This is a genomic window from Geosporobacter ferrireducens (assembly GCF_001750685.1).
In the GTDB taxonomy this organism is placed as follows: Bacteria; Bacillota; Clostridia; order Peptostreptococcales; family Thermotaleaceae; genus Geosporobacter; species Geosporobacter ferrireducens.
In genome coordinates this window covers 4,196,181-4,216,764 of the sequence record NZ_CP017269.1, presented here as the reverse complement: position 1 = coordinate 4,216,764, position 20,584 = coordinate 4,196,181, and the positions used below count along the sequence as shown (strand labels likewise).

Annotated in this window: 18 protein-coding genes; 2 read left to right on the top strand and 16 right to left on the bottom strand. The window is 40.5% G+C overall.

The features are described from left to right. Positions 1-186: 186 nt before the first annotated feature. Both Gferi_RS19880 and Gferi_RS19875 read left to right on the top strand, forming a co-directional pair. The gene (locus Gferi_RS19880) at positions 187-540 is read left to right on the top strand and encodes an ArsR/SmtB family transcription factor (protein WP_069979588.1); all 354 of its coding nucleotides are present in this window, start codon (positions 187-189) and stop codon (positions 538-540) included. Between the two features lie 211 nt (positions 541-751). After that, a complete protein-coding gene (locus Gferi_RS19875; RefSeq protein ID WP_069979586.1) occupies positions 752-1,567 on the top strand; it encodes a peptidoglycan-binding domain-containing protein in 816 nt (271 codons plus the stop codon). 98 nt (positions 1,568-1,665) lie between these two features. Here Gferi_RS19875 and Gferi_RS19870 read toward each other — a convergent pair whose 3' ends face one another. The 16 genes from Gferi_RS19870 to Gferi_RS19795 form a co-directional block, all read right to left on the bottom strand. Continuing rightward, a complete protein-coding gene (locus Gferi_RS19870; RefSeq protein ID WP_069979585.1) occupies positions 1,666-2,781 on the bottom strand; it encodes a Ger(x)C family spore germination protein in 1,116 nt (371 codons plus the stop codon). Continuing rightward, positions 2,765-3,871, bottom strand: a complete 1,107-nt coding sequence (locus Gferi_RS19865) for a GerAB/ArcD/ProY family transporter (protein ID WP_069979584.1) — start codon at positions 3,869-3,871, stop codon at positions 2,765-2,767. Before Gferi_RS19865 ends, Gferi_RS19870 begins: the two co-directional genes overlap by 17 nt. 18 nt (positions 3,872-3,889) lie before the next feature. Further along, complete coding sequence (locus tag Gferi_RS19860) at positions 3,890-5,446, bottom strand: spore germination protein (protein WP_069979583.1); 1,557 nt, start codon at positions 5,444-5,446, stop codon at positions 3,890-3,892. 141 nt (positions 5,447-5,587) lie between these two features. Then, positions 5,588-6,589: a LacI family DNA-binding transcriptional regulator gene (locus Gferi_RS19855; protein WP_069979578.1), complete on the bottom strand. Its 1,002-nt coding sequence runs from the start codon at positions 6,587-6,589 to the stop codon at positions 5,588-5,590. Positions 6,590-6,631: 42 nt separating this feature from the next. Then, complete coding sequence (locus Gferi_RS19850) at positions 6,632-8,596, bottom strand: beta-galactosidase (protein WP_069979576.1); 1,965 nt, start codon at positions 8,594-8,596, stop codon at positions 6,632-6,634. 11 nt (positions 8,597-8,607) lie between these two features. Further along, positions 8,608-9,645 carry an aldose epimerase family protein gene (locus Gferi_RS19845; RefSeq protein WP_069979574.1) on the bottom strand — a complete coding sequence of 346 codons (1,038 nt, stop codon included), beginning with the start codon at positions 9,643-9,645 and terminating at the stop codon, positions 8,608-8,610. A gap of 5 nt (positions 9,646-9,650) precedes the next feature. Beyond that, on the bottom strand, positions 9,651-11,153 hold the full coding sequence (galT, locus tag Gferi_RS19840) for a UDP-glucose--hexose-1-phosphate uridylyltransferase (protein WP_069979573.1): 1,503 nt from the start codon (positions 11,151-11,153) through the stop codon (positions 9,651-9,653). 14 nt (positions 11,154-11,167) lie between these two features. After that, positions 11,168-12,157, bottom strand: coding sequence for a UDP-glucose 4-epimerase GalE (galE, locus tag Gferi_RS19835; RefSeq protein ID WP_069979572.1), 990 nt, complete (start codon positions 12,155-12,157; stop codon positions 11,168-11,170). A 114-nt stretch (positions 12,158-12,271) separates the two neighbouring features. Further along, positions 12,272-13,432, bottom strand: a complete 1,161-nt coding sequence (locus Gferi_RS19830; RefSeq protein WP_069979571.1) for a galactokinase — start codon at positions 13,430-13,432, stop codon at positions 12,272-12,274. Between the two features lie 24 nt (positions 13,433-13,456). Next, a complete protein-coding gene (gene mglC, locus Gferi_RS19825; RefSeq protein ID WP_330389292.1) occupies positions 13,457-14,497 on the bottom strand; it encodes a galactose/methyl galactoside ABC transporter permease MglC in 1,041 nt (346 codons plus the stop codon). Between the two features lie 17 nt (positions 14,498-14,514). Continuing rightward, the gene (gene mglA / locus Gferi_RS19820; protein WP_257785949.1) at positions 14,515-16,041 is read right to left on the bottom strand and encodes a galactose/methyl galactoside ABC transporter ATP-binding protein MglA; all 1,527 of its coding nucleotides are present in this window, start codon (positions 16,039-16,041) and stop codon (positions 14,515-14,517) included. A 91-nt stretch (positions 16,042-16,132) separates the two neighbouring features. Continuing rightward, the gene (gene mglB, locus Gferi_RS19815; RefSeq protein WP_069977865.1) at positions 16,133-17,176 is read right to left on the bottom strand and encodes a galactose/glucose ABC transporter substrate-binding protein MglB; all 1,044 of its coding nucleotides are present in this window, start codon (positions 17,174-17,176) and stop codon (positions 16,133-16,135) included. A gap of 372 nt (positions 17,177-17,548) precedes the next feature. Next, positions 17,549-18,184: a cobalamin B12-binding domain-containing protein gene (locus Gferi_RS19810; RefSeq protein ID WP_069979570.1), complete on the bottom strand. Its 636-nt coding sequence runs from the start codon at positions 18,182-18,184 to the stop codon at positions 17,549-17,551. Between the two features lie 59 nt (positions 18,185-18,243). Next, positions 18,244-18,426, bottom strand: coding sequence for a hypothetical protein (locus Gferi_RS19805; RefSeq protein ID WP_069979568.1), 183 nt, complete (start codon positions 18,424-18,426; stop codon positions 18,244-18,246). 20 nt (positions 18,427-18,446) lie between these two features. Beyond that, positions 18,447-19,625 carry a uroporphyrinogen decarboxylase family protein gene (locus Gferi_RS19800; RefSeq protein ID WP_069979566.1) on the bottom strand — a complete coding sequence of 393 codons (1,179 nt, stop codon included), beginning with the start codon at positions 19,623-19,625 and terminating at the stop codon, positions 18,447-18,449. Between the two features lie 296 nt (positions 19,626-19,921). After that, positions 19,922-20,569 carry a cobalamin B12-binding domain-containing protein gene (locus tag Gferi_RS19795; RefSeq protein ID WP_330389423.1) on the bottom strand — a complete coding sequence of 216 codons (648 nt, stop codon included), beginning with the start codon at positions 20,567-20,569 and terminating at the stop codon, positions 19,922-19,924. Between the last annotated feature and the right edge of the window lie 15 nt (positions 20,570-20,584).

Here is a 20,584-nt window from a genome sequence, read left to right as displayed (position 1 = left end):
TTTAAAGGTAATATGCTTTTTATCCTGCCGTATTTTGACTTTTACGGCTATCTTTTATATAATAAGACCATCAAGTATATCTACCGTAATTATTTGGCAATAATCCTGCTATAGAAAGAATATCCATCCCCTGTGACATTTATTTATATACGCTTAATGTTCTGGTGATCCTGGAGGTATCGATTTATGGAATTTGAAACACTTTTTAAAGCCTTAGGTGAGTCTACGCGAATTCGGATTATTCGCCTGCTTGCCCACAAGCCGATGTATGTCTGTGAATTGGAAGCAACGTTGAGAATGAGTCAACCTAGGATTTCTCAACACCTGAAAATATTAAAACATGCGGGGATCGTTGATGATGCAAAAGAAGGACAGCGAAGCGTATATAGCTTGAATCAAAACCTTCTTAATACTTCTCTTTCCAGTTTTATGTCCTTTTTGGAAGAACCTCTTGAAAATGTAACGGACTTTCAAACCGAATATGACCGCATATGCTGTTTGGCAGAAGATCCTGGTATCCGAACTTGCAAATCCCTTTAACCTTTCTATCATGGCTTATTTACAAGCCATGATTTTTTTGAGACGTAAAGGCTTTGAAAAAAGTTTCAGGTAAATTTATCCAATTTCTAAAAATGCTTGTCTTATGTAAACTATAAATGATAGACTATTAGGCATGAGCGTTAGGTACTAACAAATTATTTTACGAACAGGATCACCGGATGGACGATTCGTAAATAAGGAGGAACAACTAATGAAAAGAGCTTTACATATGCTGGTGCTTTTGGTTTTCTGTTTTATATTTACAGCCAATGCAGCCAGCGCGGAAGGATATACTTTTTCAAACAAAGTTTATAGGATTGGTACAAGACATAATGATGTCAAGGTGATTCAAGAGGCATTAAGGAAAGATGGCAGCTTTCCCGATCAATCAACGACTACATACTTTGGTCCGGTTACAGAAAAAGCAGTGAAAAGTTTTCAGCGTAAGTATGGTTTAAAGGAAGACGGAGTGGTAGGTGCTTCTACATTAAAAAAAATTCAATCTCTAGGTTTAGTGCAAGCCAGTACAAACCAAGTCAGCAGAAGTACTTCCAGAAAGAAGACGGGACAGTACCTGGATTGGTGGAGCAGTGTATCTAAAACCATTAAAAGAGGTGATGTCTTTACTGTAGAGGATTTGGCTACAGGCAAAACCTTTCGCGTAAAAATGACAGCGGGAACAAATCATGCAGATGTAGAAACCATGACCAAGCAAGATACCGCAGTCATGAAAAATATCTGGGGGGGCTTTAGTTGGAATAGAAGGCCTGTACTTGTACATAAGGACAATCAAATCATTGCCGCTTCCATGACAGCCATGCCCCATGCCGGAGTCGAAGGCAAACCGGCTGGCCAGACTGTATCTAATCGGAGCGGCGGATATGGCAGAGGATATAATTATGATTTTGTTAAAGGAAATGACATGAGCGGCCATGTAGATATTCATTTTAAAAACAGCAAACGTCACAAAGACAACAAGCCGGATCCGCAGCATCAACAGGCAATTAAGAAAGCTGCAGGGCTATAGGCATAACTTCATAGAGATAAACAAAGGCGATACAACAATATCGCCTTTGTTTATCTCTAAATACTTCTGAATTTTAACAATATTTTTTCGTCTGTAAATTACGGAGTGACTCCTACATTTTTAATCTTCACACGGGTATTTATATGAAAAATCGCAGCAGCAAACTGTTCGTTCCAGTTCTCACAATCAAAATACTCAGGATATTCCGCCTTAACATATTGGCCATAACCAATATTATCATTTTTTAATTCCTTCTGCAGAATTCTTATTGTACTTATTAAGTCCTTCTTTATTTCTTCAGCCATATAATCTTCCAACGCTTTTAATTTTTCCTTTGTAAATATGATTTCTTTAGGCGTATATTCTGCAAGGTTGCAATTGATTGTTATATCTTGATAGATGTGTAATTTGGAATCTTCCAGTTTTACTTTAATTTTGCTTTTTCCGCCCTTTAAATTGATAGATGTGTATTCATCGGTGTCCTCCTCTTTCGTCTTATATTTAAAAGAGTAAATGCCCCGGTGTATCTCATCTCTTAGTATCATAAAACCCCTGCTATTATCCCCATGCAGTGTATGAATCATTTTATCTTTTTGAAACAAGGCAACACAGCCGATATTTATTTCCCTTCGGTTGGCTCCGTAGCAGATGTACGGCATTGCAGGCTCAATCCCATCGGTATAGTATTCATGGCTGAACTTTCTCAAAGTCATAATAGGAACCGTAGTAGATTCGTAATTTTGTTGAATCGAATCGAATAAAAAGCTGCTTACTAAGAGAGAAACCGGGGGTTCCATAGAAAGCAGTTCTACAGCCCTATCTTCTACAACTGCAAACCGGGTCGTTCCCCGAAAAAGCGGTTCCCTGAACATTGAATCAATATGTGGCAAAATTCCTTTTCTTGCTGCCTCTTCACCAAATACAATAACCTTGATATTATCATAAGAGATTTTGCGGTAAACCTTATTTTGCAGATTACTCTTTCCTTTTCCCAGTGATGGTGCTTCCGTAAAGAATTCCATTTTCTTTTCCGGTGCTTCCTCAATAATTGTAGGAAATCCAATGGTAAACAAATATTTTTCCGGATCTTCTTTACTAATATCGATTCCGAGACCGTATACCAGCAACAAATTCTCCAAACCTGTTGAATCCCAGCAGGCTGTCAGTGAAGTACTCATTAGGAGCATTATTAGCAGCTTAATTATTTTTCTCATACCGGGGCTTCCTCCCTCGAATAAAGTAAAGAACAAAAATAATTAAAGGAAATATTAATCCGAAAAATATATTGGCTTTTCCAACAGTATCGCCTAAATCTATGACGTCTCTGGTGCTTTGAGGATATAGTGTAATGACATAGACAATAGGCGATAATATATATGCAAAAAAGCTTGTTTTTTTATTCGAAAAGACATTCTGCAGCAGTATACAACCGGCTAGATATTGGATTCCGATTGTTCCCAAAACCGTAAATACCCAGAATATTGTAAAAAATATCTCTACTCTTTCAAATACCGGAAAGTCAACAGATGTCAAATAGTTAATAGATGGATATAATACATGTTTGATTTCCTGTGGCCCATACAGAGCAATTTGAGCTGCTACAGAAGCAGTGTAAAACAACGTTACAAATAAAACAGCTACCACAGAATTTCTCATAATCGGTTGTTGTTTATTGGAAATATAGGGATAATACACTAAGAGCACCTCATACCCGGCAAAAGAAAAAAAAGAAGGTGTTGCTCCCTTTATAATCGTAGTAATTCCTGTACCTCCAACCGGTCTCAAATTGACAAAAGAGGCCTCCGGCAGACCTACAAGTATCAGCAAAGCAAAAGGAATTAACATAAATATGATTACCTCATTATACCTGGCCAATACAGTTATTCCGTTTTTAACCATGTAGACTACAGTAGCCACGATGATAAGATTAATAACAAATAATGGACTACTCTGCAAAAGCCATGTACTTATCATTTCCGACAAAAAACGAATCACAGTGGCCGTAACTAAAATGGCGTAAATAACAAAGCTAAATGTAATAAGATAACCCAATAGCTTACCCAGCAAATGACTTGTATATTGAAAGAAATTATATTTCGGAAATCTACTGACGGTATAAATAATGATCATCATCACGAAACCGATAAATATCCCATTTAGCAAAACAGAAATCCATGCATCCTGCCGGGAAACTTCAGCTACTGCTTTTGAAAGTCCTAAAACACCCGTACCAATCATAATGCTGATTAAAATAATAAATGATTGAATCGCCGTTATTTCACCATTTTTATATCTTTTATACACGGGTACCTACTCCTTTTTCTACTTTCTCATTTGATTTTTTTTGTTTGCTGTATTTGGCCGTTTTCCAAAACGCCACACAGGTCCCCTAAGTATAGCATCCTTTTTCAATTCGGCGTCAAGGGGTGCCAGTGGAGAAAGATACGGAAATCCAAAGGATTCAAGGCTGCATAGATGGATAATAATCCATGTCCATGCGATAATGATCCCAAAAGCGCCAAAGGTAGCTGCCATTAGGATAATAGGAAACCGAATTAAGCGCAGAGAATAAGAGGTACTGTAATGGGGAAGCACATAGCTGCCAATTGCAGTAATTGCTACTACAATAATCATGGTGGGACTGGCAAGATTTGCACTAATTGCTGCATCGCCTATAACAATCGCCCCTACAATTCCTATGGTTTGTCCAATGGTATTCGGCAAACGTGCGCTGGCCTCCCGCAAAAGTTCTATGGTAATTTCCATTAACAGTGCCTCTACTACCGGTGGAAAGGGAACTTGTGCCCTGGTTCTGGACAAGTCGACCACTAGGTCCATAGGCAGCATTTCATGATGAAAGGAAATTAATGCTACATAAATTGATGGCAAGGATGTTGCAACAATAAAACCTATGAAACGCAGCAGCCTTGAAAAATTGCCAAAAAGTATTCGTTCATAATAGTCTTCAGGAGATTGAAAGAGTTGAAAAAAAGATATGGGGAGTATTAGCGCCTGCGGGCTGCCGTCAATTAAAATAATAATTCTTCCCTCCAGCAAATTTCCACAAACTTTGTCCGGTCGCTCTGTAATTTGCATTTGAGGAAATGGAGAATATGGGCTGCTTTCTAAATACTGCTCAATATATCCGCTTTCAAAGATCCCATCGATTTGAATGTTATTCAGCTTTTTCACAACCTCTTCTAAGGTCTGTTGATTCACGATGTTTTCCATATAACAAATATAGACCGTCGTATGACTCTCATTTCCAATAATCGTTTTTTTAGCTTTTAGGGATGTACTTTTCAGCCGGGTTCGTATCAATCCAATGTTGGTTTCTATATCTTCAATAAAGCTATCCCGAGGCCCCCGGACAATACTTTCTACATTAGACTCTTCTATATTTCTGGTATCCCTACCCTGGCTGCTGAGACTTAATCCCCTCTCATAATGTTCTAGGATCAGCACCGTATTTCCAGACAAAACTGCTTCCACCAATTCTTTGAAATCCGTCACTGTATCAACTTTACTGACACTGACGATCTCTTCTATATTCATGGGAAAGCAGTCTTCCTGCCTGTATTTGTCCGGACTTGACAAGTTACATGAAAGTAGCGGACGGATAATATCCTCGTTAACAATATTTACATTAACTAAATTCGAAGCGTATATTAAAAGTGCATGCCTAATCTCCTCCTGGTCTTTGATGCCTATCTCTCTAAAAAAAATATCATCGCTATCTTTAAACATCTTTTGCAAAAGAGATCTGTTGATGTTGATATCTTTTGAAAGCTGTTGTTTGTTGTATTCTGCTCTATCAACAATATTTATTTCTTTCTGATAGCTTTTTGAACTGTTCAATAACCGCTTTAAAAACTTCAATTATAAAACCCCCATACTGGATTCTTATCTCTAGTATGGATGCTTTACCCATAAACATATACTTTTTTTCTTTAAAAGTGCTATTGTTTACTTTAAAAGTAATGCTTTAAACCTTCAGCAAAAAATACTAAAAGCAGCAATTCACTTGCTGCTTTCCCGTAGAACTAACTCTGATGGTATGACAATTTTTTTAACAATTTCTCGGTGGTCATGGATCCGTTCCAGTAATAAACTTACCGCTGTAATTCCCATAAACTCGGTATGGATTTTCACCGTACTTAATGGCGGCACCAGATATTTTGATGTGGGATTATCATTGAAAGCAATAATGCTCACTTCATTCGGTACGTTGATATTCGCCTCATAGAGAGCTCTCATGGCCCCGATGGCGATAGAATCATTGGCCAGAAAAAATGCAGAAGGTAAAGACTCTTTCCGGATAGCCTTTTTCATTAATTCGTAACCGCTTTCTGCTGTAAACTTGCCCAGATATACACACTCCGGGTCGAAAATCCCCTTTTCCTTTACAAATTCATAATAGGTCAGATCCCGTTCATCCTTTATAACCTCTCTGTTCGCTCCTACATATTCTTTTCCGCCAATATATCCGATTTTCCGGTGGCCTTGATGATATAAGTAAGACAGCAGTTCCAGCACCGTTGTCCTAAAATCACTTACCACTGAATCATAGATCATTCCTTCAGGTGCAAAATCTACAAAAACAATATTTTTAGAATAGATTGAAAAGGCTTCAATATCCTCTTTACTAAATTTTCCTATGGCAATAACCCCATCAATATCCTTCAGTTCATTGGTTGTATATTTGTCATCATTTTTAAAAATAGTAGTAATTTCTATTTTTTTATGATAGCACTCTTTTTCAATTCCTTTTCGGATGGACAGATAATATGGATCTCCCAGCTCTTCTTTTGGTGAATACCAGTGAATAATACCCAAATTAATACGCTTTTCTATATTTCTACTTCTTTCCTTCACTGTCTTATAATCCAGTTCTTCTGCCACTTGGAAAATTCGTTTTCTTGTATCCTCCGCAACAGAAAGACCCGTATCATTATTCAATACACGAGATACAGTTGCAGGGGATACACCCGCTATTTTTGCGATATCTTTTATTGTAGCCATACACGTCTTCCTTTCGAAACCCAATCTCTATGCATCATAGAACTAGGGGTTTAAATCACAGTTTTTAAGGATTTTACTGTCATAGGGTGCCATCGTAATTCCCTTAAAAACAATCTCTTCATCGGTGTGATTATTGAGAATCAACCATTCCTCACTGTCTACGTCTCGAATGATAATCTCTAACCCCCCCGGTGAATCCATCATTCGAATACCCTGTTCGGTAACAACAGTCCTTGCAATGTCCTGCAATATGTGTTCATCTACACCTCCGCCCACATAGTATACCATTCCTGATTTATAAGCATTCACTGTAATACATGCATTCTCACGATAAAATTTATCATTATACCGATATAACACCTGCGCTTTTTCAGCTGTAATCAAGTCTCGCCAAACTGCACATTTTCCCTCCCTGCCTTCATAATCTCCCAAACCGGTAATCTCCACTTCCTGTCCTGTCTGAAGAGATTCTGATTCTAATATTTTTATCCCTGTAATCCCCTGGATGTGACAGGGATATACCTTTTGAAAATGAAGATTATTGTCCCGGTCTTTAATACCGGCCCTAAAAGAAAAAATAATCGTACCGCCATTTCCGGCAAAGGTTTCAAACCGCTTTCCCAGTTCTTCATCAATCATCTGCATTACCGGTACAATCAGCACTTTATATTTGGAAAAATCTTTTTGAGTGCTGATCACATCTATGTTCGTATTGAGCCGATGGAAAGGGGTGTACAAACGGACAAGCTCCTGAGTAAAATTAAATGTGACAGACTGCTGCTGAATATACCAGGACCACGTATTATCATAATCATATACCACTGCTATATCTGATTGGATCTCGCTTTTTAATATGGATTCATAATTTCTTATATCTTCCATAAAAGACCGGACCTCTTCATATTTTCGTCCCTTTTCATTATGTTGATCGATAATTCCAAGGCAAAATTGCTCTGCTCCCCTTGTCATTCCACGCCAACGGAAAAACAACAGGTTTTCGCAGCCATGGGCCATTGCTTGGTAAGCCCACATTCTTGCTTGATTGGGTCTTGGAAGGTAGCCGATTACATTGTGCCCCTGGGCACCCATTAACGCTTCTGCAACCCAGTAGTTCTTATTTTTCAAACCGCGGATATAGCCATGGGTCATGGCAATATGTGCCGGTTCCAGGGGTTCGCGAAGACCTCCCCAAACCGGATAATTATCATAGGACACAAAATCCAAGCTTTCTGCCATCACATTTTGATCATAGGCCTTTTCAAAGAAACCTCCGTAAAAATTGTGTGTCACCTGTTGGTGATCTCCCTTTAGTGTCCGGACAAGTTCAATCTGCATTTTCCCATAGCTATTTATCGTATGTGATCGAAACCGCGCCCAATCCAGCCGCAGGCTGGGGTTATGGGTAGTAATGGTGGGCTGCGGCAGTGGAATCTCATCAAAATCGTTATAGGTCTGCCCCCAGAAGATGGTTCCGTAAACCTGATTTAATTTATCAATGGTTTTATATCTTTCCTCTAAGAATTGTTGAAATTTCCTATGGCATTGCTCACAGTAGCACAAATCGCTTCCTTCATGACCAAATTCATTATCAATCTGCCAGGCAACGATATTTTCTTCGCCTTGGTAATGCGTCACCAGCTTTTTTACAATTCTTGCACTGTATTCTCTATAAATATCAGAATTATAACAGTACTGTCTTCTTCCTCCAAACACCCTTTTCTGTCCGTATTCATCCTTCGATAGAATGGACGGATGCTTCTTTGCCAGCCATGCTGGAAAGGTCGCTGTCGGTGTCCCGAACATCACCTTTAGATGATATGTTTTTGCCTTTTCAATCACTTTATCAAAAAAGGAAAAATCATAATTGCCTTCAACAGGCTCCATAAGATGCCAGGCAAATTCACCTATTCGAATCATATTTGCTTCCATATTTTGAATACGCCGCAGGTCTTCCTCCAGCATATGCTCTTCCCAGTGCTCCGGATAATAATCTACGCCTAGATACACCTTTCATCCCCCTAGACCGTTGTAAATTTAAATAGCGTTTTATGATCATAGCGCTCTCCAACATCCAGAATTCCTTGATGGAGATGCGCATGGTTTATACCGTCGGGTTCATACTGGGTTTCAAAGCAAATCCCGTCATATTTGCTTCCAACCTTCCCCCCCTTAAGTTTCTCTTGATTGGGATAGTTATAGCTATAGACCACTACACTTGGATAGGTGGTGCTTACACTCATTTTTCTGCCGCTAATCTCATCAATCATTTCAATCTGGCTCTCTTTCCCCTCCAATATCCAGGGATGGTCATATCCATTGGTTCTTCGCAGCTGCACGTAGTCGCTTTCTATGTCTTTGCCAATCCGCTTTAGGTGTCGGAAATCCATGGGTGTATGGGTTACATCGATAAATCTCCCGGTAGGTACTTGGTTTTCATTCAGCTCTAAGAACTGATCGGATCGAATCTTTAGCTTTTGTTCCGTTACCTTTCGCCGGTAGTTTCCAGACAAATTAAAATAGGAATGATTGGTTAAATTGCACAGTGTCTTTTTATCTGTAACCCCTTCATATTCTATCAAAAGCTCATTTTCTTCTGTCAGGGTATAGCTTACCTGAACCTCTAAATTTCCCGGATAACCTTCTTCCATGTCCTTGCTGGTATATTGAAAAATAACGGTTGTACAAGCTTCTTTCTGCTCAATTTTATAATCCCATATCTGATGACTGAAATTTTTTAATCCACCATGTCCATGATTAACGCCAAAGTTTTTTTCCAATGTATATGCTTTACCGTCTATAGAAAAGCTTCCATTGGCAATCCGCCCGGAAGTTCTTCCTAATGTAACCCCAAAACAGGAAGGATTCTTTAAATAATCTCCAATCTTTTCATGGGTTAGTACGATATTTTCAGATTTTTTTTCCCGGTCAGGAACCAAAAGTTCCACAACTGCAGCTCCGTAATTCAGCAATTTCACTGTCATGTGCTGCCTGTTTTCAAGCATAATCCCTTTAATCAACTTTCCTTCTAACACCAGTATCTCTTCCTTTAGAATCATACAAATCACCTACTTATCTGCTCTATAAATCTGGTAAAAGCCTCAATACCCTTTGAATCTTGCTTAAAAACCCCTGCATCCCATAAAATTCTTTCAAAGATCCGGCCAACCTCGTTTTTCAAAACTTCATTATATGCTATATCGGTCTTGGGATACTTTGCCTTTAGCATCTGGAACCAAGTTATATGCTTCTCCATGCCTTCACATTCATGGATATTCCTCGTCCCCTGCATACATTGCTTCAAGATTTCCAATTCTTCAATTAACCTGTCTGGAAGCACCGCCAGCCCCATGACCTCAATTAGTCCGATATTTTCTTTTTTGATATGATGCACATCGCTATGAGGATGAAATATCCCCAATGGATGCTCCTTGCTGGTACGGTTATTTCTCAGGACCAAATCCAGCTCAAACTTTTGATCTTTATACCGGGCAATCGGTGTAATGGTATTATGGGGTTCCTCTTTCGTATAAGCTAAGACATCAACACTTTCATCACTATAATTCTTCCATGCATTTAAAATAAGGTCTCCCAGCTCTGTTAACCGGTTTCTATCGGTGCTCCGGATACGAATCACCGACAGCGGCCATCTGACAATCCCTGCTTCTACGTCTTCAAAGCCTTTGATAAACATTTTCTTTAATAAAGGGGCTCTTTCCATTGCAAAAGTATAATTTCCCCCTTGAAAATGGTCATGGGATAAAATAGACCCTCCTACAATCGGCAGATCTGCATTCGATCCAATAAAGTAATGGGGAAATTGTCCTACAAACTCTAAGAGCCGATCGAAGGTAGCCCGTGAAATCTTCATAGGCTCATGACATCCCTTAAAGATGATGGCATGTTCATTATAATAGACATAAGGTGAAAACTGAAAAAACCACTTTTCCTTATTCAGTTGTAAAGGTATGATTCTATGGTTCTGCCTTGCCGGATGATTGATGCGGCCCCTATAGCCTTCATTCTCTTTGCACAACAAACACAGGGGATAGGAAGAAGACTTCATACCTTTTGCTGCAGCAATCGCCTTTGGATCCTTTTCCGGTTTAGAGAGATTGATCGTAATATCCAGTTCTCCAAACTCCGTGCTGGCTTTCCAACTCAGATTTTTGCTAATTCTTCCAGTCCTAATATAATTCGATGCGGTAGACAGCCGATAGTAGTTTTCTGTAGCCAATGCAGGAGAAATTTGGTATTCAGCCCAAAACTTTTTTATGATCTCGCTGGGACGAGGCATTAGGCAATCCATGATTCTTGTATCCATCAGATCACGGTAAGTCACGGTATCCTCTTCCAGAATTCCTTTTTCATAGGCATAATCCAATATTCTATTCAAAATTGGCTGCGGTTCTTCCAGGGATTCTGCATCTACCCTTACCGCTTCATATTCATCTAAATGTAAGATTTCTAAAATCCGATTCCGCGCATAGACTTCATCCTGAGGATCCAGCAATCCTTTTTGGATGCCATAATGAATCAGACACTTTATTTCCCTATATATATTCATAGGCAAATCACCTCTTATTTCTTAAATCCATTAGGATGGCTTTGATGCCATTTCCAGGCTGATGCAATGATTTCGTCAATCCTATTAAATCTTGGCTTCCATCCCAGGTCCTGCTTTGCCTTTTCACTTGAGGCTACGAGCTTTGAGGGATCTCCGGCTCTTCTTTCACCCAATTCTGCCGGAATTGGATGCCCAGTTACTTTTCTGGCAGCCTCGATTACCTCTTTTACTGAAAAGCCTTCTCCGTTGCCCAGATTAAAAACTGTACTGTTTCCACCCTGTCCGAGCTTTTTTAAAGCCAGAATATGGGCATCTACGAGATCCATTACATGAATATAATCCCGGACACAGGTGCCGTCATGGGTTTCATAATCTTCCCCAAAAACAGTTATGTGTGTTCTCTGATTGAGCGGTACCTGTAAAATCAGTGGAATCAGATGGGTCTCCGGATCATGGTCTTCTCCGATCGCGCCGCTTTCATGGGCTCCGGCTACATTAAAGTACCTTAAGATGATATATTTGATCCCATGGGCATGATCTGCCCACTTCATCATTTTTTCTACGGCCAGTTTTGTTTCCCCGTAAGGATTGGTAGGCTCTGTCCTATCGGTTTCCAAAATCGGTATGTTTTCAGGTTCCCCATAAGTTGCCGCAGTGGAAGAAAACACGATTCTTTTAACACTGTGCTGTTCCATTACTTCCATTAAAACTTGAGTACCGTATACATTGTTGTTATAGTAGGCAAGAGGTTCATGAATGCTTACGCCTACCAAAGAATTTGCCGCAAAATGGATTACAGCTTCTATCTGATTTTCAAGAAAAACCCTATTTAGAAATTCCCGGTCCCGAATATCTCCCTGATAAAATTTTGCGCTGGAATGCACAGCATCTCTGTGTCCTGTTTGCAGGTTATCAATTACAATCACTTCTTCTTTAGCATCAATTAATGCATATACACAATGGGAACCGATATACCCAGCTCCTCCACATACCAAAACTGCCATCGCATATCCTCCTTATCAAAACAAAGTTAAAATCATTATATCCTATATTTTTGTATATGCACAGCAAGAGGCAGTTTTTATATGGATGGGGAAAACTACCTCTTGCAGTACTAACTATATTTGCCGTGCGCCATCATCAATGGAAGCCACGTAAAAGTCCGCTTTATATCCAATTTTTTCTTCATATATACTGCCGACTTTCTCAATAAAGGCTTCAATCTTATCATTATGGACCAAGCTTACAGTACATCCGCCAAATCCAGCTCCAGTCATCCTGGAACCAATGGCACCATTTTCCCAGGCTGCGGTTACCAGGGTATCCAGTTCTATTCCTGTTACCTCATAATCATCCCTTAGGGATACATGGGAAGCATTCATAAGCCTGCCAAAAAGCTGTATATCTCCTGCTGTCAGTGCCTTAACCGCTTGAATTGTCCGTTGGTTTTCAAAGACCGCATGTCTCGCACGCTTTCTGTGCATCTCATTCTCAATCAAGTGTGCATGCTGTTCAAACATTTCTTCTGACAGATCTCCTAAGGACGAAATATTAAGCTTCTTTTGAAGGACTTCTAAGGCACATTCACATTCACTACGCCTTTCGTTATATTTCGAAGCTGCCAAATCCCGCCTTTTATTGGTATTTGCAATCACGATGGAGATGCCTTCTAATTTAGCCGGAACATAGGTATATTTCAAAGTATTTGTGTCCAATAAAATGGCATGATCCTTTTTTCCCATACCACAGGCAAATTGATCCATGATCCCGCAATTGACACCATTAAATTCATTCTCTGATTTTTGGCTTAATTTCACCATCTCCACCTGATCAATATCCAGGTTAAATAAAACCTTTAACAGCGTACCTGTTACTAATTCAATGGATGCACTGGAAGACAGCCCTGCTCCGTTTGGAATGTTTCCGTAAAACAATACATCCAATCCTTTATCCATTTTGTATCCTGCATCCTGAAAAGTTTTTATCACTCCCTTTGGGTAATTCGCCCAATCATGTGCTTTATCAAAAACCAAATCCGCAAGATCCGTCTCAATCACGCCAAAGGCCTCAAAATTTTTTGAGAAGAATCTCAGCTTTCCATCCTCTCTTTTGCGGGCAACGGCATAGGTTCCAAAGCTCAAAGCACAAGGAAAAACATGGCCTCCATTGTAGTCTGTATGCTCTCCAATCAGGTTCACCCGGCCCGGTGCAAAAAAGGTATGGACCCCTTCTTCGTTTTGAAATGTGTTTACAAAATCTTTTATCAGAATTTCTAGCATAGTGGTCCCCCCTTAGCAAGTAATTTACTTTTTCTTGATATATTTACGGGTATCAATGGCAACTGCTGTAATGATAATGAGTCCTTTTATGATGTATTGCAGGTATGGGTTTACGCCAATAAAGGCCAATCCATAGTTGATAACCTGGAAGATCAATACCCCTGTGACGACTCCTGCTACGGTACCTACTCCTCCGCTGAAGGATACCCCTCCTACTACGCAGGCTGCTATGGCATCCAGTTCATACATGTTTCCTGTGTTGTTGGTGGCACTCCCTACTCTCGCCGCTTCTAATGACCCTGCAAATCCATAGAGCATTCCTGCCAGTACGAAGACGATGATGATGGTTTTTGCTTTGTTTACTCCTGAGACTACTGCCGCATCCGGATTCCCTCCTACCGCATAGATGTTTTTCCCAAAGCGGGTTTTGTTCCATAGTACCCATATGAATAGGGTTACTGCTGCCGCATAGAGGACCAGGTAGGGCAGGATGAATCCTCCTATGTTAAAGCTGCCTTGGGCAAATTTCATGTATCTTGGGTCCAGTCCTCCGATCGGTTGCGCCCCGTAGGGGGGTCTGTCGAAGTAGATGGAGGTTACTCCATAGACGATGATCTGGGTTCCTAGTGTGGTGATAAAGGGGGTTACGTTGAGTTTGGATATGATAAATCCGTTAATGAGTCCAAATACTCCTGCTACTGCTGCTGCCAGCAGGATGGGCAGCAGGATGGGCAGTGCCGGCAGTTCCGGGTACATTCTGTAGGCATAGCTGGGTGCCTGCAGCAGGGATGCGGAGATGACTGCCGACAATCCTACGATTCGTCCTGCGGATAGGTCCGTTCCCTGCAGGATGATGATGCCCCCCACTCCTAATGCGATGATGATCCGGGTTGAGGCTTGGGTTAGGATGTTTCGGAAGTTGTTCATGGTGACAAAGTCCGGGGATATGGTGATGATTACCAGCAGTAATACCAGTAATACGAGAAAGATTGCATTGTTCATCATCCAGGCTAGGATGTCTTTGGTGGTTATTTTCTTTGTTTTTTTTGTTTTTTCCTGTATCACTTTTCTCTCTCCTTATCCTATAGATACTTAGCTGATAGGCGTAATATTTCTTCTTGTGTTGTTTTTTTGGTTTCTACGATCCCTGCCACCCGGCCGTTGCTCATTACTAGTATTCTATCGGTGATTCCTAGGAGTTCCGGCATTTCTGATGAGATCATGAGGATGCCTTTTCCCATTTTCGCCAGTTCTATCATGAGTTGGTAGATTTCATATTTTGCTCCTACGTCGATTCCACGGGTGGGTTCGTCCAGCATGAGTACTTCCGGTTGTGTCAGCAGCCACCGCCCTAAGATTACTTTTTGTTGGTTCCCTCCGGACAGGCTGTTGATCATGGTCTTTTGTCCCGGGGTTTTTACGCTCATGCTGTCGATGACCCATTGGGTGTCTTCTTTTGTTTTTTCTTCTTTCAGGAGTCCTATGGGGTTTGTGTATTTTTCCATGTTGGCGATGGTCGCGTTAAAGAGGATGTTTAGTACGCCGAAGATTCCTGTTGTCCTCCTCTCTTCGGTTACCAGGGCAAATCCGTTTTGGATTGCGGCCTCCGGGGTCTTGTTTTTGATTTCTTTCCCATGGAGGATGATCTGCCCCTTTTTGATTTGTCTTATGCCAAAGAGGGCTTCTACGATGTCTGTGCGTTTTGAGCCTACCAGGCCGGCTATGCCCAGGATTTCTCCTTTTTTCAGTTCAAAGTTTATTTCTTGTATGGAGGGTTGGTACTGGGCTGTCACTTCTTTTATCTGCAGGATGGTCTCTCCCGGTTCGTTGGTTTTTTCCGGGAACCGGTGGGTCAGGTCTCTTCCTACCATCAGGTTGATGATTCTGTCGGTTGTCAGTTCTTTTGCCCCTTGGGTTGTGATCCACTTGCCGTCTCTCATGACGGTTACTTCGTCTGAGATTTGTAGGATTTCTTCCATTTTATGTGAGATATAGATGATCCCTACTCCTTTTTCTTTTAGGGCTGTGATGATTTTAAACAGGTGGGCTACTTCTTTTTCTGTCAGGGAGGAGGTGGGTTCATCCATAACGATTATTTTCGAGTTGTAGGATACTGCTTTTGCGATTTCTACCATTTGCATTTCTGATACGGTTAGTTTTTCTACTTTTTCCCGGGGGTCCAGCTGGATGTCCAGTTCTTCAAAGATTTTCTTTGTGTCTTTATGCATTTTTTCTTCGTCGATGAAGGGGCCTTTTCTGGGATACCGGCCCAGCCATATGTTGTCGGTGATGCTTCGCTGGCGTACTTGGTTTAGTTCCTGGTGCACCATGGATACTCCGTTGTCTAGGGCTTGTTTTGCTGATGTGAAGTTTACTTTTTTTCCTTCCAGGTAGATTTCTCCTTCGTCTGCATGGTAGATTCCGAATAGGCATTTCATCAGGGTAGATTTCCCTGCACCATTTTCTCCCATCAGCGCGTGCACTGTTCCTTTGTTGACTCTCAGTTCTACCCGGTCTAATGCTTTTACTCCCGGAAATTCTTTTGAGATACCGATCATTTCCAGCAGGTAGTTTTCTTTGTTTTGTTCTTCTTTTTGTTTGGTCTGCACAGGTTTCACCCCTTTCTATTTCTCTATTTCTATTTAAAAACAAGGATGCATGCTTATACATCCTTGTTTTTTCTGTTCTTTTGGTTGTTGCTTATTTGTATGCTTCTTCTGCTATGGCCAGATTGTCTAATGTGATCCCCACATAGGGTACTCTTACGGCTTTTTTGTCATCTAGTGTCCATTTGGTTCCTTCTAATGGGTCTTTTCCATTGGCTACGTTTAATGCCAGGTCTAATGTTGCCTGTCCTTGGTTTTTCGCGTCGTTCAATACGGTTCCTACCATGAGGCCCCCTTTGATTTGTTCTAATGCATCCGGGATGGCATCTACTCCTACTACCGGCATGAATTTGCCGTTTTCAAAGTATCCATTGGCTTTTAGTGAGGATACGGCTCCCAATGCCATGGCATCGTTGTTGGCGATGATGTATTCGATTTTGTCTCCATGTTTTGCCAGCCATGCATCTACCAGTTCTTTTCCTTTTACGCTATCCCACATTCCGGTTTGCAGTTCAAGTTCTTCTACTTCGATTCCGGATTTTTTTATTTCTTCGATTACGTATTTTGTACGGGCTTCAGCGTCCGGATGGCCTGGTTCTCCCTTTAGCAGTACGTACTGGATTTTTCCGTCCCCGTTTTTATCCCAATCCGGATTTGCTTTCCAGGAGTCTGCTACGATTTTTCCTTGCATGACTCCCGATTCTGAGGATGTTGTTCCTACATACCATGTATGGTCATAGCTTGCCAATGCTGCTGCATCCGGCTCTTTGTTAAAGAAGACTACCGGCAGGTTTGCCCCTCTTGCTTTTTCTATGATCGATGGTGCTGCTTGTGGGTCAACCAGGTTGATGGCTAAGGATTTTACTCCTTTTGAGATCATCATGTCTACTTGCTCATTTTGGGTTGCCTGGTTGTTTTGTGAGTCGTTTAGGATCAGTTCTGCTTTATCCTTCCCACCGGTCTCAATTGCACGGCGTACAAAGGACATAAAGTTGTCATCAAATTTGTAAATGGTTACTCCTATCTTTGGAACGCCTGCATCCCCACCGGCTGCTGGAGCTTCCGCAGGCTTTTGACCGCATGCAGCCAATGTAAGTACCATTGTCAATGCCAGCAGTAATGCCAATATTTTTTTCATACATACTTCCCCCTTTACAATACTTGAATTGTTTTGAAAGCGTTTTCCATCTTGTATAAATTTTACTAAAAATTTAGTCAATAGTCAATAGATTTTATTACACTTTCATTACAAAAATAATAAAACCAAATATTTCAAGTCAAAGTTTTATCTTTTTATACTGAGTTTGGTTACTTTTTTACCTTTTTTTATACAGTTTTTTTCTTTTTTTGATGTATTACACGATAATTTTATATTTTTTTACAGATAAAATTCGATACCGCTAGTAAAAATTTAGTAAATTTTTACTAGCGGTATCATTCACTTAACAAATCTTTCCGGGTCTCACCAGGCCCCTTATAATATCTATGAAAGGAAATTTATAAAGATTGGCTAGCTTACCTTGCCAAATACTTCTTCAGCAATTTTCACAGCATCACTGGCAATTGTGCTGCCATAATCAGGACCGCAGAATTCTTTCACCTTATCATCTACGATTGCACCGCCTATTAGTATTTTAACATCCAAGCCAGATGCCCTTACGGTATCAATGGTTTTTTTCATGGATTCCACACAGGAGGTCAACAGTACACTTAATGCCAGCAATGGAGCTTTATTTTGGCGAATGGCATCAACAAATTTCTCTGCGGGGACATCTACACCCAAATCGATAACGTTATATCCGGAACCTTTTAACAACATTACAACAATCTCTTTACCAAGATCATGTATATCATCCTTCACAGTACCGATAACAATAGTACCCCGGTGTTCACTGTTTACATCTGCAAGGCGGGGCTCTAAATCCACCATCCTCTCCTTCATGATTTCACCAGCCATGATCAGCTCGCTTAAGAAATATTCTCCTGTCTCAAAACGTTTTCCTACTTCTGTCATGCCTTCCTGCAGTTTGCTAACGATATCCAGTGGCATCAATCCAGCTTCCAACCTGATGTTTACTAATTCTTTAACCCTATCTTCATCAAGCTCCACAATAGCTTTTGATAGATCATCAGTCAACAGTGCCATTTTTAATCATTCCTCCTCAAATTAAAATATAGCAAAATTCCGTTTAGGCTGTTTGCAGACTAGCGTTGTACCCACCACCAAAGATATACATAAGCTAAGGCATCGAGTTTCTCCCACTCACTCTTAATAATTTCAGCGTCGCCTTTAATCTCGGTAAATTCTTTAGATTTTTGTTCCCACGGGAAACATACTCCTGGCGGCAAGCTCTCAAATGTGTTTTTTACAGGAACATCTTTATTCATCCTTCTCGACCTCCCCACGGCTATTCATAAACACCATATTCTCTAGCGGCCTCAATTAATGCCTTCATATTCTCCACCTGTGCATCTGCTTGTATGACAGCAGCAGCATCTATTATAAAACCGCCGTCTCCAGCGTAGGTATCAATTAGACGTTTTACGTACGTTTTAACTTCCTCCGGTTTTCCGTAAGCCAAAAGAGTATTCGGTACATTTCCACTAATGCAGAATCTTCCGCCAAGAATCTTCTTCGCTTGTGCCATATCTGTCATATCTACGTGAAATACAATGCTTTTCTCCGGCAGTTCGGCAATTTTTTCCAAATAGGGCGTCCAATTTCCCTCAGCGAAGAATAATGTTCTCTTGCCATTTGCCCACAGTCCTTCAATAACCTTTTTCAGGGTAGGCCAATAGAATTCATCCCACTGCTTAGGATTCAAGAATGGGAAAGCACCGCGGTGCAAAGGCATAAACAGGGGCAGCTGTGTATCTCCGGCTGATGTTGCAAAACCGTAGAAAATATTATGGGCTACTAACATTTCTATCGCAGCAAGGAGTTTTTCTTTATTCCGGGCCATATCCTTCATAACGCCTCTTAATCCACGTAAAGTATCCCCCATTGTATCAAAAGGTGCTTTCGTAAATCCCGTATATCCGGGTACCGCTCCATAATTATTGGCCCAATCAGCCCAAGCTTGGCCTGTGGCCCCCAACTGCTGGACAAAGCCCATAGCGCCTTTTATATGTGATACAGTAGAACGATATGAAGCGGCTTCTGCAGACTCTCTATGTAAGCGGGGCAAGAATGTATTGGCAATCCATTCTGTCGGATTGGCCAAAAAAGCATCGTAATCCTCCGGCTGCATATATTCTCCCTCTACATATTGAAATTGAGTATCCTCGTCAAGTTCCGCTCCTGCAAATTTTAAATATCTGGCGCCTACTGCATCGTGTGTCGTTGCCCACCATATGCTTGGCAGGCCAAAGCAGGCATCAATGTCAAAATCCTTTAGAATTTTATTTATCGAATCAACATTTTTATCCATTTGATAATAGATTTCCTGATGCGTATAGCCGGCATATTTCGCTGCAAATTCAGAAATAGACAGACGAATAGGTACTTTATCTGGTTTACCAAGGTCCATTGCGGTCGTATATCTTTTCAACCTCTCCTGGTATAATACTCGCTTATCCTCAGACATGGTTAAATACCTCCCTATGTTCAGTTTTAAAATCACTGATCCATTTACTAAACAGTTCTAGCCTTCTAATTCCTTCATTACAGATTGTCCCTTATTTTATTAATCAGAATCCCCCTTTCTAAACATGCTGTTACACTATCGATTCCCCCTTTATACGCTTTTATTGTCATTATGGATAAACCTACCCTCTTACAATTTATAAGAGATGTAATGATGTATAGACATGTGGAGAATACGCATTCAGATTTCTTTTCTAAATCTATATGCCTGCTTTTATACTTGTATTCAAATGAATATCATCTATTGCTGATATTTTTTTCTTCGGCCAAACGCTTCATTAACTCTACTGCCTTAGAAGCTTCTGTTTCGAAATAATCCGCTCCCGTATATTCCCGCACTCTTTTATCAACCGGATAGCCTCCGATTACAACGGTTACCTTATCCCTTAATCCGGATTCCTCCATCATTTGAATTACTTTTCTTACGGAATTTATTGAGAAGGTAAGCACAACCGAAATACCAACGATATCGGCGCCGGTTTCAATAATCTTATTGATAAACTGCTCTGGTTGAACATCTACACCAAGGTCAAAAACCTCAAAGCCTACAGAACGCAACAAGCTGATAATAATATTTTTTCCTAGGTCATGGATATCTCCTTCAATGGTACCCATGACAATCTTCATTCCTTTATTCTGTTCAATATCCTTAAAACATGGTTCCAATATTTCCATTATCCCTCTAAAAATCTCCTCTGACATAATGAGATCCGAGAGATAATATATTTCCTCGCTATATCGTTTCCCAACCAGTTCAACCCCGTGTCTGCACCGTTCAACGATTTCCAGAGGCGTAGCTCCATTTATAATTTCTTCCCTTACCAGCAAAAGTGCCCTATCTTCATCCAGGTCTATGATCGCATTAATTAAATCATCTCTCAACATATTTATCACCCTTGT